This is a genomic window from Microbulbifer variabilis (assembly GCF_052467165.1).
The window spans coordinates 2344761-2359860 of sequence record NZ_CP174301.1 but is presented as its reverse complement, the minus strand read 5'-3'; the positions used below and the strand labels follow the sequence as shown (position 1 = coordinate 2359860).

At 53.4% G+C, this 15100-nt stretch carries 7 protein-coding genes; all 7 read left to right on the top strand.

Features of this window, described 5'->3' with window-relative positions:
* The first annotated feature begins 41 nt into the window (after nt 1-41).
* From ACJJIP_RS10430 to ACJJIP_RS10400, 7 genes are read left to right on the top strand one after another with little or no spacing between them, the layout of a single operon-like run.
* Entirely contained in the window at nt 42-5627 is a 5586-nt protein-coding gene (locus ACJJIP_RS10430; protein ID WP_444946864.1) for a non-ribosomal peptide synthetase, read from the top strand.
* Nucleotides 5628-7421, top strand: a complete 1794-nt coding sequence (locus tag ACJJIP_RS10425) for an ABC transporter ATP-binding protein (RefSeq protein ID WP_444946863.1) — start codon at nt 5628-5630, stop codon at nt 7419-7421.
* Complete coding sequence (locus ACJJIP_RS10420) at nt 7418-9172, top strand: ABC transporter ATP-binding protein (RefSeq protein ID WP_444946862.1); 1755 nt, start codon at nt 7418-7420, stop codon at nt 9170-9172. The genes ACJJIP_RS10425 and ACJJIP_RS10420 overlap by 4 nt, the downstream gene beginning before the upstream one ends.
* Nucleotides 9169-10269, top strand: a complete 1101-nt coding sequence (locus tag ACJJIP_RS10415) for a saccharopine dehydrogenase NADP-binding domain-containing protein (protein WP_444946861.1) — start codon at nt 9169-9171, stop codon at nt 10267-10269. The genes ACJJIP_RS10420 and ACJJIP_RS10415 overlap by 4 nt, the downstream gene beginning before the upstream one ends.
* Complete coding sequence (locus ACJJIP_RS10410) at nt 10266-11417, top strand: class I SAM-dependent methyltransferase (RefSeq protein ID WP_444946860.1); 1152 nt, start codon at nt 10266-10268, stop codon at nt 11415-11417. Before ACJJIP_RS10415 ends, ACJJIP_RS10410 begins: the two co-directional genes overlap by 4 nt.
* A 9-nt stretch (nt 11418-11426) precedes the next feature.
* Entirely contained in the window at nt 11427-13985 is a 2559-nt protein-coding gene (locus ACJJIP_RS10405) for a class I SAM-dependent methyltransferase (protein WP_444946859.1), read from the top strand.
* Nucleotides 13975-15081, top strand: a complete 1107-nt coding sequence (locus ACJJIP_RS10400) for a Gfo/Idh/MocA family oxidoreductase (protein ID WP_444946858.1) — start codon at nt 13975-13977, stop codon at nt 15079-15081. The genes ACJJIP_RS10405 and ACJJIP_RS10400 overlap by 11 nt, the downstream gene beginning before the upstream one ends.
* Nucleotides 15082-15100: the final 19 nt, after the last annotated feature.

Here is a 15100-nt window from a genome sequence, read left to right as displayed (position 1 = left end):
GGCAATTTTATTTTTCAGCGATTGGACGGAGTTTTAACCCCATGACGGCTATGGAACTGATCGACGAATTACAAGGGCTTGGGGTGGAACTATGGACCGAGTCTGAACAACTGCGCTTTCGCGCAGCTAAAGGCCTGCTGACGGAGCAGCACAAGCAGAGGCTGCGGGAACACAAGTTACAAATTATCGAAATACTGAGCGCGGCTCAAACAGCCGCTGGCAACGACCAGGATCTGGGAGTGGTGGTTGAGGCCGATAGAGAAAATCGGCATGAACCATTCCCTTTAAGCGATGTGCAGACCGCCTACCTGTTGGGTCGACAAAATGCATTTGGCTACGGCGGTGTTGCTTGTCACGGTTACCTGGAGCTGGAATACCCGGGATTAAATCCAAAAGGTTTACAGGAAGCCTGGAACCAACTCATTGAACGTCACCCGATGTTGCGGGCGGTTATCGAGCAGGAGGGATACCAGCGGGTTCTCCCCCAAGTGCCGCACTACGAAATGAAAAGCCAGGACCTCACCGGTTTGGACGAGGAGGTTCTGGAGCTTGCCTTGGAATCGGTGAGAGATGAACTGGGCCACCGCAACTACACCATTGGTGAGTGGCCCATGTTCGAGCTGCGCCATAGCCGCACAGATAAAGGCCATATAGTGCATTTCTCTATGGATGCACTGATCGCGGACTGGGCCAGTGCGGGCATTTTATTTAATGAGCTCGATCTTCTGCTGTCTCACCCCGGCGCAGCCCTGCCACCACTGGAGATTGATTTTCGCGATTATCTCCTGGCCGAACGAAGTCTATTGGACAGCCAGGGCTACCAAAACGATCGCCGCTATTGGTTGGACCGCCTCGATCAACTGCCGACAGCACCTGAGCTACCGGTATTGCCGCCAGCCTCAGAAGTGGAATCTGTGCGCTTTAATCGCCATCACTACCGCCTGGATATTACCCATTGGCAGAAACTGAAGCAGCGAGCTGGTGCTGCTGGACTGACCGCATCAGTTGCCGTTCTGGCTGCCTACGCCGCGGTATTGCAGCGTTGGAGTCGTCAGCCACGCTTCAGCCTGAGTCTTACTTTATTGAATCGATTGCCCTTACACCCTCAGGTTAATCAGCTGATCGGGGATTTTACTTCGGTCAGTGTATTGGCGATTGGTGATTCCACAGGAAAGTCCTTTCGCGATTGGGCGGCCAGTATCGGCGAGCAGCTGTTCAGTGATATTGATCACCGCTTGTTCTCCGGTGTGGAAGTGCTGCGGGAAATGTCCCGAGCGCGAGGACCCGAGGCCGCATTGATGCCGGTGGTATTTACCAGTGCTATTGGCCTGGGTGATACCGAAAAACCTGATAGCGGTAGAAAGTCCGGCAGGGGAATCACCCAGACACCGCAAGTCACCCTGGATTGCCAGGTGAGAGATGATGCCGATGGCCTGGAAATTAACTGGGACGTGCGCCAGGGCGTTTTCCCATCGGGCCTGGTAGAGGATATGTTCGCGGCCTTTACCGGCTTGTTGAATGAGCTTGCCGCTGGTGGCGATGGACAATGGCTTAGCAAATCTCCAGTCTCCTTACCCGAGTGGCAGCAACAGGAGAGGCATCAGGTCAATCAAACCGATGGACCAGTTCCCTCAGACTTATTGCATCAGGGCGTATTTGCCCAGGCAGCGGCAACGCCGGAAGCTACTGCCATTATTGATAGCAATGGCAGTGTGAGTTATGGCGACCTGGCAAAAAAAGCGGCGGGTATCGCCAAATCGCTGAGCAAAGAAGGTTTCCAGCTGGGTGGCCGCGTGGCCATTGCAATGCCGAAAGGGCGAGAGCAGATAGCGGCGACCCTCGGTGTGCTCCTGGCTGGTGGTATCTATTTGCCACTGGACGTGGCACAACCGGAAATACGGCTCAATAAATTGTTGCTCAGTGCAGAGGCGGAATACGTCCTGACACTCAGCGACCTCGCCAGCCAAATTAAGTGGCCATCAGAAGTGCAGGTGATCAGTGTAGATACCCTGGCACCTGAAACCGAGATTCCGGTAGCCAGTAATGGCGACCCGGAGCAGCTGGCTTATGTAATTTACACCTCCGGCTCTACCGGCGAGCCCAAGGGTGTGATGATTAATCATCGGGCCGCGTTAAATACGGTGATGGATATTAATCGCCGCTTCGACGTGAGCCCGGGCGATCGTATTTTGGGTTTGGCCCAACTCAGTTTTGATTTATCGGTCTACGATATTTTTGGCCCCTTAGCGGCCGGTGCGATTTTGGTGTTGCCCGATCCGGCCCGTGGTGCAGACCCGTCACACTGGGCGGAGGTCATGGATGAGTACCGGGTGACATTGTGGAACTCTGTCCCCGCACAGCTGCAAATGCTGGCCACCTATCTGGATACAGAGCCTCGGCCGCTGTCTGAATGGCGATTAGCAATGCTATCGGGAGATTGGATTCCGGTTACTTTACCGGAACATATCAGGCGCCATGTGCCCGCACTCGACCTGATCGGCATGGGTGGGGCTACAGAAGCTGCAATCTGGTCCAACTACCACCGTATTGAGCGAGTCGATCCCGCCTGGAGCAGTATTCCCTATGGCGTGCCGCTGACGAACCAGGGTTTCAGGGTGCTGGATAGCCAGTTGCGCGATGCCCCTGTGTGGGTGGCGGGCGAGCTGATGATTACTGGCCTGGGGTTGGCCGATGGTTACCTCGGTGATGCGACCCTCTCTGAACAGAAATTCTTCTTTCACCCGACGGATGGCCAGCGCCTTTACCGCACCGGCGATTTGGGCCGCTATTTGCCCGGTGGTGAACTCGAATTCCTGGGCCGTGAAGACGGGCAGGTAAAAATTCGCGGACACCGTATCGAACTGGGAGAAGTGGAGTCTGCATTATTGGTCCACCCCGCAGTATCAACAGCAGCGGCGGTAATTGAGAGGAAAGAGGGCGACTCGAGAGCGGATTTAAATCTGTTGGGCTTTGTGGAAAGTCGCCGCTTGGATGATGCCGAGCCGGCGGTTATCGATCCCGAGCTGGTAAATTCAGTGCGTCAGTTTGCGCACTACCAGGCCGGTGAGCCGGAAGCTGTCAGTGTCGGCGACTATGTGCAGGCACTTGAAGAAGCGGCCCTGTTGTCGATGCTTCATGGTTTGATGGGCCTGGGAGCATTCACAGATTGCGAGCAGGGATACAGTGCAGAAGAAATTATTTCACTAGCGGAAGTCCACGAAAAGCATCACTGGCTGGTGCGTCGTTGGTTGGACCTTCTCGTTCAGGCAAAGCTGCTCAGTTTATCCACTATCAGCGCCGCTGCTGAGGAAAAATATACGCGTACCCGGGCAGTCGACATCTCTGCTGTTGATAAAGCGTGGAAGCGCGTTGAACAGGGAATTGAAAGTGGTTTTTGTAATCGGGAATTCCTGCAATATCATCGGGATCATGTCGAGTTATTACCCCAGTTACTAGCGAATCAACAAAATCCGTTTGAATTATTGTTCCCCCAAGGCGACCAGCAGGTGGCCTTGTCCCTTTATCGGGAAGATCTTATCGCCCGCTATAACAATGCCGCCGTTGCCGCATTAATTAACCGCATTGCCGCCCAGAGCGATAGAGGGTTAACGGTTCTTGAGTTGGGTGCTGGCACAGGGGCTACCAGTGCGTCGGTTATCCCCATGTTGGATGGATATGACGTTGACTATCTATTTACCGACATGACCGCATTTTTCCTGACTGAGGCTCGCCGTCAATTTAAAGAGTGGCCTTGGGTGCGTTTCGGGTTAATGGATCTCAATACAGACTATCGCGCCCAGGGTTTGGCACCCAATAGTGCAGATGTCATTTTATGTGCCGGGATGCTCAACAGTACCCGAGATCCAGAGGCGGCAACTGCCCGTGCTGTCGAATTGCTGGCGCCCGGAGGCTGGTTAATCCTGACTGAGCCAACGGTGGATCACGCCCATATCCTGCTCACCCAGGGTTTTATGATGGACCCTGCTGGTGATGATCGCGCTTGTGGGGCGACCAAGTTCCTGTCTATCGAAAAATGGCAATCGCTGCTAAAAGCCCATGGTGCTGGCCAAGTGCTCTGCCTGCCGGAAGATGAGCATCCTTTGTCTGCTTTTGGTATGAACTTATTGGCCGCGCAGATGAAAACTGATCGGCAATATTTAAGTGCCGGGAAACTGCGGGACTTCTTAGCGAATAGATTGCCCGCGCATATGGTGCCTGCCCATTTACAAGTTCTCGACCAGCTGCCGCTCACCGCCAATGGCAAAGTCGATCGCAAAATGCTCGCCGGTTGGCGCCCTGCGACTGGCGATGCACAAGAGGCTGCCCACTCAGAGCAGATGGACCCTGTGGAAACGGCTCTCTGCAAGCTCTGGGCTAATGCACTGGGTCTCGATAATGTGGGTCGGCAGGACAGCTTTTTCGATCTCGGTGGTGACTCGCTGATTATGGCGCGGGTTGCAGGGCGCTTGTTGGAAGAGATTCCCGAGGCAAAATCGTTCACTTACGACGCCTTGTTGCGCCACATGCTCAATGGACCGACGGTTGCGGCATTGGCCAGAGCACTGAGAGTTGAGCCGGGTGCCGTTGCCGAGGAACAGGCAGACACTGATAGCGAAAACCTGGTTGCAACTACCCGCGAGGGCAGCAACTCCTTGATGGTTTCTTTCAGTCGTAAGGGCCAGGGTAAAGAGGCATCCAAAGAAGGGGCGCCGGTGCGGATTATGTTCCATGCGGCCCTGGGTACCCTGGATTATTTCCAGCACTTGGGCAAAGCGCTTGCGGCCCAGGATCTGGGCCCGGTCATCGGAATTGCCGTCGCCAATACAGAAACGTATCTGTCCATTGATGCCAAAGAGTTAATCGAGCGCACCGCTGATGATTACGCCCAAAGAATCATCGACGAGGGCTATCAGCGTTGCCAGTTAATTGGCTACTGCCTGGGCGGCCTGCTGGCAACGGAAGTTTCGCGCAGACTGCTGGAGCGCGGTGTCGATGTGATTGACCTGAGCCTGATCGACAGTATCCCAATGTTTGTCGATACCGATGAAGAGCTGGCTTTCGAAGCGATTTTTGCCCCCAACCTGAATCTCGACCCGGTAAAAGCGGTATTTGGTGAGCATATCGAGAGCGAAGATATTTCCCGCGCGATCGAGACCTTAATGCAGAAACACAACGGTCGTGTTCCTGCCGGTGCAATGGCAGAACTCGATGGTGATGCCGGGCTTAAAGCGGTAGCGGAAGCCGTGCGGCAACGCTCTCAACTCACCCAGGAACAGCGCCTTGCCGGTTATACCGAGATGGCCTCTGCCCAGGCGGGTGTGCCGGTTGAAGCCGCGATGATACCGGGGCTTTTCCGGGTGTGCCGACACAGTATGCGCGCTGCCTGTTTTGATCTGCCTCCCTATATTGGCGATATGACCTACTTGCGCTGCCAGGAAGAGCAATCCTTCGGTGTCACCGCCGGCGTAGGCCATATGGCTGCGCCTTATTGGCAGGATGTTTGTCTGGGTGATTTTGAATTAATTGATGTGCCGGGCAATCACTTCAGCGTGATGGAGCCGCCGCAGGTTGCCACGGTAGTTGAGCACTTGGCAAAACCATTACAGCGCGGTAAAGCGGGCAAATAAATGGCTGAGTACATTTCGCCAAAGTCCAACCTGCGGGAACTGATGCGTCCATTTCGTGGCCTCGTGTGGCTGGGGGTGGCGCTCGGTGCCTGTGGTGCGCTCACTTCTTTGATCCCTTTTATCGGTATCGTTGAGCTGGCTCGCCTGTTCCTGGCGCCCGATATCAGTGATATTGCCGAGGCGATTATTCCCGTTGTCTTCGCGATAGTTGCCGGGCTGGCGATGGGTTGGATCTGCACCGTGATCGGTTTGTGGTTTACCCATATTGCCGACCAGCGTATGCAGGCGGAATTGCGACGGGCCCTGGTGCGAAAATTGGGACAGGTGCCCCTGGGTTGGTACAGAGAACACACCTCCGGCGCGGTGCGCAAAGCGGTGCAAGACGACCTCGATGATCTTCACCATATGGTTGCGCACCACCAGGTGGAGTTGGCTGCAGCGTTTGTACTGCCACTGGCGGGCCTGGGTTATTTAACCTGGCTCGACTGGCGCTTGGCCCTGTTGGCAGTACTTACCCTGCCAGTTTATCTGCTGTCCTACGCCTGGATGATGCGCGGTTTTGGGGAAAAAATGCAGCAGCTGGATAGGGACTTTGCTCGGGTCAGTGCTGCGATTGTCGAATTTGTTCACGGTATTGCGGTGGTCAAGGTTTTCTCACAAACCGGCCGCGCCCACAGAAATTACCAACAGGCCGTCGAGGATTTCAGTCGCCGTTACACGGGCTGGGTGACACCGCTTGTCCGTTTGGAGGCTGTTACCTCTTTGGCCTTATCTGTGCCAGTCATTATGTTGGTGAGTTTGTCTGGGGGCGCCTGGCTGGTGGTGAATACAGGCATTCAGCCGATTGATGTTCTCGCAACAACGCTGATCGCCGTGATGATTCCCCAGACCATTCTCACCTTGAGCCAGGGACTGACCGCTCAGCAAAAAGCCAAAGCGGCCGCAGGCAGGATCGATCAATTATTGGAGGTTGCGCCCCTGGCTGTTACCTCTGAACCCAAAGAGCCCAAAGATGCAGGGCTGCTCTTTAAGCAGGTCAGCTTTGCCTATACCCAGGATCGGCCGGTATTAAGCGATATTACTTTGCGCTGTCGCCCCGGTTCGATCACAGCTTTGGTGGGGAGTTCCGGTGCCGGGAAATCCACCCTGGCCAAGCTGGTGCCCCGTTTTTATGACGTGACCCAAGGTGCTGTGCTCCTGGGGGACGTCGATATCCGTGATATTGCTCCAGACAATTTATATCGACATGTGGGTTTTGTACTTCAGGAGACCCAGCTGTTGGCAGGTACCGTAGCAGATAACCTGCGTCTTGGACGACCGGATGCCAGTGACCAGGAGCTGATTGAAGCTGCGCGCAGTGCCTGCATTCATGAGCGAATTTTGCAGTTCACCCAGGGATACCAGGCGGTATTTGGCAAGGATGCCTTTTTTTCTGGTGGTGAAGCTCAGCGTTTAAGTATTGCACGCACGCTTTTAGCAGATGCCCCTGTGCTGATTCTGGATGAAGCCACGGCTCATGCTGATCCGGAATCTGAAGCCCTGGTTCAGCAGGCATTATCGCGTTTGGTGAGGAATCGTACGGTACTGGTGATAGCCCATAAGCTGCACACGATTACCGATGTGGATCAGATTGCGGTCCTGGACGGCGGCCGCTTGGTTGAATGTGGAAGTCACCGGCAATTGTTGGCTGAGGGCAAGCACTACGCGGAATTATGGCGTTTGTACAACAGTGCCGAACAGAATGAAAAAGCAATGAGTGGTGAGGCTCAGGTTATTAGTGGAGTCTCATCATGATTCGCAGCTTGCTCGCCATTCTCGGACCTGTGCATCGCCGTGAAGTTGGCATTTATGCAGTATGGCTTCTCGCCTATGGGGTTTTGCAGGGAATTGCGGTGACACTTCTGGTGCCTCTGCTCAGTGTACTGTTGGCCTCTGAGATGGAGGCGGTTGGGTTCTGGCTGATTGCCCTGTTTTCAGTTGTCGCATTTGCCTGTGTTGCCCGTTACCAGCAGACCGTTAAAGGGGCTGCGCTGGCCATCCTGGTGTTGAAAACCCTGCACAATCGGTTGGGTGAACACCTCTCTCAACTTCCCCTGGGTTGGTTCAATCCCGAAAAAGTGGGTCGTTTATCCCGTAGCGCAACTGGGGGAACCTTGATGGTGACCAACGTCTTTGCGCATCTGTTACCCCCTGTTGTCAGCGGTGTTGTCACTCCATTGACAGTGGGGGTGGCAATGTTGTGGTTTGACTGGCGCTTGGGGCTGACCGCTTTGTTGTTCGTGCCCTTGATTTATATCGGCCACCGCTGGTCCGCCCAGTGGATAGGCGCCATGGAAACGGAAGTGGATGCTGCCGGTGCCCGCGCCAGTAACCGGGTAGTGGAGTTTGCCCGCAATCAAGCGGTACTCAGGTCTTTTGGCAAAAATGTCAGCGGTTATCCCCCACTGGAAGAGGCGATTGCCGGGCAAAGCAGAGCCGCTGGTTCCATGTTACGGCAGACCTTCCCCCGTTTGTTTGCAGGGGGATTAATGGTGCAACTCGCCTTTGCCGCAATTATTGCCGTGGGCATTTGGCTCACGCTCAATCAACAACTTCCCCCTATCGAATTGGTGGCTTTGCTAGCTTTGGCGGCCCGATTTACCGGTCCTCTGGCGGAACTCGCCGGGCGCAGTGGTCTGCTGCGCATGGCCGGTAATGATTTACACAGACTGGCCGCTATCTTTTTTGAGCAGCCATTACCTGAGCCATCTACATCACAGCCTTTTACTGCACATGGAGGACTGGTTGAGTTTTCAAATGTGAAATTCAGTTACGAGCCGGGACAATCAGTATTGAGGGATCTTTCCTTTAAGGTTTCTCCGGGCACCACCACAGCAATTGTCGGTGCTTCAGGCTCTGGAAAAACCACCGTCACCCGTTTGTTGCTGCGTTTCTTCGATACCGATCAGGGCCAGGTAAAAGTGGGCGGGGTGGATGTGCGACAACTGCGCACAGAAGACCTGATGCGGCAGATCTCTATCGTTATGCAGGATGTGTATCTGTTCAGCGACACCCTGGAAGCGAATATTCGTTTGAGCTGTCCCGAAGCCAGTGAGGAAGAGCTGGAGCGTGTGGCGAAACTGGCTGGAGTAGATGAGATTATCGAGCGTTTGCCGCAGGGGTGGCTGACCCAGGTAGGTGAGGGGGGCGCTGCACTTTCCGGTGGCGAACGCCAGCGGGTTTCTATCGCCCGTGCCCTATTAAAGGCTGCACCAATCGTTGTGCTGGATGAAGCGACAGCGGCGCTGGACCCACGCAATGAAAAATACCTGAACAGGTCCTTGAGGCAGTTACAACAGGGTTCCACTCTTATTGTTATCGCCCATCAATTGTCCACCGTGATGAATGCGGACCAAATTATCGTGCTTGATGCAGGTGCTGTGGCTGAGACTGGAAATCACTGTGAATTGTTATCAAAGCAAGGCCTTTATGCACATTTTTGGTACCAGCGTAGCCGGGCAACTGGCTGGAGCCTGGTTGAGCCCGATAAGGAGTTGAGCCTATGACAATTGCAATTTTAGGTGGTTATGGCGATGTGGGCGCAGCTGTTACGGGTTATTTACAGTCCCTGGAATTGGGCCCTTTGCATATCGGTGGTCGCAATGCACATAAACAGCCGCTATCAAGTAATTCAACAATTTCATATAAGACCGTGGACTACCTGGATGCAGCCTCTCTGGATCAGTTTGTATCTGGCTGTAAGGTTCTGATTAATTGCGCAGGACCTTCACATTTAATTGGCGACAGGGTTGCCAAGGCTGCAGCACAAGTGGGAGCAGCCTATATCGATGTTGCTGGCGATGAGGCTCTTTATGAGCAGCTCGATTCATCCTATTACCAGAGCCGTGGATTGATCGCAGTCTTATCTGCTGGCCTACAGCCGGGGCTGAGCAGCTTGCTACCGCGTTGGCTGGCGGAGCAGGAATTTTCACAAGTAGAGAAGCTGACCAGTTATTTCGGCCTGCGCGACCGGTTTACCGATGTCGCTGCCGATGATTATTTGCAAGGCGCCAACGAACAGCACAGCAAGCCCTTGGCGGCCTGGCGTAATGGTCGCCGTTTGAACGGTGTACTGAAACGCCGCTCCGATGTGGAGCTGCCTTTTTTCCCAGACACAGCCTCTGTACTCCCTTATTTAAATAGCGAAAGTGAGCGCTTGGCCAGGGGCTTATCCCTCTCTGAAGGCGATTGGTATAACGCGATTACCGGTTCTCATATTTTGTCGGCCTTTAATAGAGCCCATGGTTTGAGCCGCGATGAAGCGCGGGCAGCACTGTGTCGGGCCAGTGCTCTGGATCTGGCGGGGCGCCACCCTTACGTGGTCATGCTTTTGCAGCTTACCGGTAAATACAACGGGCAAGAGCGCACTCGCACGGCGGTGTTGCGGGGCACTGGCAATGCCGATCTAACAGCAGCGGTAGCCGCAGTTACCACTTTGGCTGTACTTCGCGATGAAATCCCAGCGGGTTGTCATTACTGCGCCCAAATATTGCCACCGGCGTCAGCGATGGAACGCATGTCGGAGATTGGGGCATTCAGTTTTTTAACCACCCTGGAAACAAGTATTGAAAATATGGAGTGCCTTGAGGAGGGAGCCATTTGAAAAACCTAACACCTCCAACTGTCAATACCGCCCATGAGGCTGGGCTGGCAGCTCTACCCGCTGAGCTGACGGTAGACAGTGGTTTGGCACAACTGCCTGCTGCAATGCAGAGGCTGGAATTCATCAGCCTGCAGGCGATTATGGAGTTGCTTTCTTCCAGCGGCGCGTTGACCGCCGAAAATGCCGGGCGCAGCAGTGACGAAATTATTAATACGCTGGATGCCGCCTGCCGACACCACTGGTTGGTTCGCCGTTGGCTGGTGGCCTTAGTTGAGCGAGAGTTTTTGAAGCTCAGTAATGGCTACTACTCCTGGGAGCAAATTCCCGAGAGTGCAGCTGGGGCAGATAAATTACCGGAGGCCTACGATGCGTTGGGATTTCCCCCCGAAATGGCTCAGTCTCACCAAAAGCTTTTGGCACATTTGGCTGAACTGATTCGTGATGAAGCCTCCATTAATCAACTGCTGTTCGAGAATGGAGAAATACTAACCGCATTGGCCGCCTACCAGAACAACTGGTTTACGACTTATCTCAATTATGCGGCGGCAAGCATTGTAAAACAGGCTGTTAAACCCGGCCCTATGTTAAGAGTGCTCGAATTAGGCGGTGGAGCGGGTCTAACCACTGCTGCAATTTTAGATACTCTGGCTGGCAGGCCGATTAATTATCGTTTTACGGATATATCGCCTCTATTCACCACCGCTGCCCAAAAGAAATTCCGCAATCACATCGGTTTGCGTTGCAGCCTGCTCGATATCAATGCGGATTTCATTGCGCAGTCAATCCCAGCAGCCGGCACCGACATTGTTGTGGCTGGCAATGTTTTGCACAACGCCGCTCATATTGGTCAGACACTACAGTGTATTCGTCGTTCTCTGGTCACTGGTGGCTGGCTGTTGTTTAGCGAATCCACTCGGGAAAACCATGCCATGTTAACGGCAATGCAGTTTCTTCTTTCCCCCGCAGAATCGGAGTCGTTGCTGGGGAGTGAAGACCGGAGAGGAGGAACCGACCAGGTGTTTATCGACAACACAGCATGGCAGGAAGAACTGGTTGTGGCCGGCTTTGAAGTTAAGTGCTTCTTACCTTCATCGACATCGCCATTATCGGTCGCGGGTCAGACTCTATTTTTTGCAAAAGCTGTTTAAGGGGCTGTGATGAAAATCGAGGTAATAACAGCAGAAATCTTAAGTGGGTTAGAGCAGTTGGGGGAAGCACCGGCATTATCCTTTGATGGCCATAAGTGGAGTGGTAACCAGGTACTGGCCTGGACAAAAGCTGTGGCAGAAAACCTGAGTGAGCAGCTGGATATTTTGCAAGGTAAAGCACTGCTGTTACCTGCCAATAGTTGCGAAGAAGCAGTTCGACTGCTTTTGCACTTGGTGGCGCTAAGGTTGGGGATCGGGTTTGAAACTGAAGCCCCGACTAATGCAGAGGTTGAGCCCCTGGCAATTAAGGAGCCTCTGAATAACTCCGTGATGCCTCTGGCTTGCAGAGCGGTTCACAATCAAGGCGCGGCTTCGCAGGAATGTCTAGACCTTTCAAGAAGTCGCAACGCGGAGTGTGAATCGCTCTGCAAGCCCCGAAGGGCGGGCCTTGAAGGCCGCACCTGCTGCGTTGCAGCTCTTGCCAAGGGCTACGGCCATTCGCGGCGAGCTGCGCCTAACATCTGCAGCCTTCAAGACCCGCAGAGGTATTACGGAGTTATTCAGAGGCTCCTTCAAGTACAAACCCCAGATTTATTGGGAGTCGTTCAAGAAGAACTTTCCCTGTTGTTAACAGACAAGGGGATGATAGAGGCTGACACCGCTGAAGCAAATTTCACACTGTATAAATCCCAACAAGAGTCGCTAAGGGCTCTTCAGGGCAGGGTAGGGGTATTTTCCCCTCTCAATAAATTTGCCCGATTTGCCATTTTTGCGGCATGGAGTTGTGGGCTTGCTGTCTACTTGCAGTCGCCTGAAATCAATCCCGCAAAAGCACTGGTTATTTTGGAGCGCTCGGGGTGTAGCGGAGTAATACTGCTGGCAACCTTATTAAAGGGGTTGGTAGCACATCCCGCAATTGCCCTGACAAACCTGAAAAATCTGCAATGTCTGCTCTATGAAACTGAAGTATTGCTGCCACAACCCCTGTTGCAGAATGCTCGGCGCCTATTAGCCAGTGAGATAGCAGGTTGGGTCTGTAGCGAGACGAGTATAGAACCTGTTGCAAAGGCGGAGCAGGCGTTAACCCAAAAGCTTGAGGCCATTACTGAGAGCGTTGCGACACACCCCGCCGTCGCCAACTCTTTCACTGTGCCCTTAACCGGGGGCGACCGCTGGGCTGTGTTTGCACAAGCTAAGGTACAGGAGAAGATACGGGACAAGCCTGGCATGCCCGATATGGCTGGGTTATTTGAAGGAATTAATACCGAGCTGGATACAGAATTTGCCCATATTGACTTGGAACATGCGGTAAAGGTTACCGAACAGCTTAACGCTACCGCTTTGCTATCTATGCTGAATGCCTTTAGTCACCTGGGACTGTTTTGTGAGCAGCACTCAGTACACAGTTTGGCAGAGATACTCGAAACCCCACCGGTTGCCCAACAGCACCAAGCCTTGATTAAACGTTGGATCAGGGTTTTGCAAGAGCAACAGTTACTTAGTGCTGACGGTGACAGCTGGCGTGTCGAGGTTGATTCAGATAGCTACAGTGATACCTCTCTTGCCCAGGCCTGGGATCAATTGGAACAGGATTGGCGAGCACTCTCTGGAGCTAGCAAAACGATCGATTACGCCCGCGCTAATGCGGAGCAATTACCAGATCTGATTCGAGGCAAAGTCCAGGCTGTGCACCTGCTGTTCCCCCGTGGTAGCACTGAGTTGGCGAGTGCGCTTTACCGGGAGGGTATAGCTGCCAGGTATCAACAGCATGCAGTCAGTGCTTTATTGAAGTCCATTTTAAATAGCTGGGAAGAGCAGCCACAGCCCCTGAAAATTTTAGAGGTTGGTGCAGGCACTGGCGCGACAACCCAGGCTCTCTTACCCGTGTTGGACGATGCCAGTGACCATATTCAGTTTGATTACCAGTTCACGGATATATCTTCGGCTTTTCTCGATAGCTTTTTTGCGCAACATGGTGATCAGGAGCAACGCCCCTGGTTACACCGTGATTTGTTTGATATTGACCGTCCGTTGCGCAGCCAGGGATTTTCTCCAAATAGCTTCGACGTAATTATTGCCGGTGGTGTTTTTAATGCCGCCCATAACACAGATGCCTCACTGCGAAGAGTGGCTGAGTTATTGCGCCCGGGAGGTTGGTTCATTATGACCGAGCCAACCAGTGAGGAGTTCTGGGTGATGGCATCACAGGCGTTTATGTTGGTGGATGCCGTCGACGAACGTACGGATTCCGGTGCAACATTTCTGTCACTTTCCCAGTGGCACAATGCCCTGGAGGCTGCCGGATTAGAGTTGGCTATGGATTTGCCTGTATCTGAACACCCCCTATCCAGGCAGGGACATCGCTTCTTTGCCTGTAGAGCCAAGCAACATCAAATGCGACTGTCAGCAGATTGCCTGGCCGAATATATCGATCATTTTGATTCAGAAATTTATATCCAGGTTTTGGACCAATTGCCTTTGACTCTTGAGGGGCAGATAGATAAGGACCAATTAGAGAAATGGGCCGTGTCCATGGCTGAAAACCGAGGAGAGTCAAATGGGAATTGATAACCGCAAGCGAGTTGTCGTTGCAGGGACAGGCTTTGGCCGTATTTATCTCGAAGCCCTGACATCCACTAAATTACCCGGTCGGGATTATTTTGAATTGGCCGGTTTATTGGCTCGGGGTAGTGACTATTCTCGAAGTTGTGCCGAGCAATATGGAGTACCGCTCTATACCGAGGCAGAGCAGGTCCCCGATGATATCGATATTGTGTGTGTTGTTGTGCGTTCTGGTGCAACCGGGGGCGAGGGTTCTGAAATAGCACAATCGTTTCTTAAACGAGGCATTCATGTATTGCAGGAGCATCCGGTCCACACCAAGGAAATTACCGCCAACCTGCTAGCTGCAAAGCAGGGAAATGCGGCCTATGCCGTTAACACCCTCTACCCCAATTTGCGTCCTACCAGGCAGTTCCTGGCTGCGGCAGAATACTTGCGTCGGCATCAGCGCCTGGAAATGATCGATGCTATTTGCAACAGCCAGATGGCCTATCCGCTTTTGGATGTTATTGGTCGTGCAGTGGGAGGGCTTCGCCCCTGGTCTTTTAGCGAGCCGGTGCAACCAGAGGGCCATCCTTTTCAAAGTCTGTCGGCTACCTGTGGTGGTGTGCCCATGACTTTGCGTATTCAGAATCAGGTTCATCCACAGGACCCTGATAATCATTCCCTGCTACTACATCGGCTTGCTATAGGTGGCGAGGCTGGGGTTTTGACTTTGGCTGATACTCACGGCCCTGTGCTCTGGAATCCCAGGTTGCATTCACCAAGGGACCAAACCGGCCGGCTGATTTTAGAGGGCGAGGGTACAGAGCGGCTGGCCGTTCCCAGCATGGTTACCCTGGGCGATACGGAAATGCGTAGTTACCACGATATTTTTGCCCTCACTTGGCCGGAGGCGGTTATTGAGGCTCTGCATTCCCTTTGTACTGATATCGCACAACCCGAGAAGCGCAAGCAAAGTGGTCAATGGGCATTGAGTGTCTCAATGGCGTGGAGTGATTTAACGGCCCGAATCGGTATGCCGACTTTGATCCAGCCAGGGGAACCGGAGCCGGTATCAGTTCAGGCACTCGCGGATATTGTCGGTCAGGCTTGCGACTAGAGTTTTAAGAAAACACGAA

Coding starts and splice junctions, on each gene's coding strand:
- ACJJIP_RS10400 (WP_444946858.1), top strand. CDS start 13,975: ATGGGAATTGATAACCGCAAGCGAGTTGTCGTTGCAGGGACAGGCTTT.
- ACJJIP_RS10425 (WP_444946863.1), top strand. CDS start 5,628: ATGGCTGAGTACATTTCGCCAAAGTCCAACCTGCGGGAACTGATGCGT.
- ACJJIP_RS10405 (WP_444946859.1), top strand. CDS start 11,427: ATGAAAATCGAGGTAATAACAGCAGAAATCTTAAGTGGGTTAGAGCAG.
- ACJJIP_RS10420 (WP_444946862.1), top strand. CDS start 7,418: ATGATTCGCAGCTTGCTCGCCATTCTCGGACCTGTGCATCGCCGTGAA.
- ACJJIP_RS10415 (WP_444946861.1), top strand. CDS start 9,169: ATGACAATTGCAATTTTAGGTGGTTATGGCGATGTGGGCGCAGCTGTT.
- ACJJIP_RS10430 (WP_444946864.1), top strand. CDS start 42: ATGACGGCTATGGAACTGATCGACGAATTACAAGGGCTTGGGGTGGAA.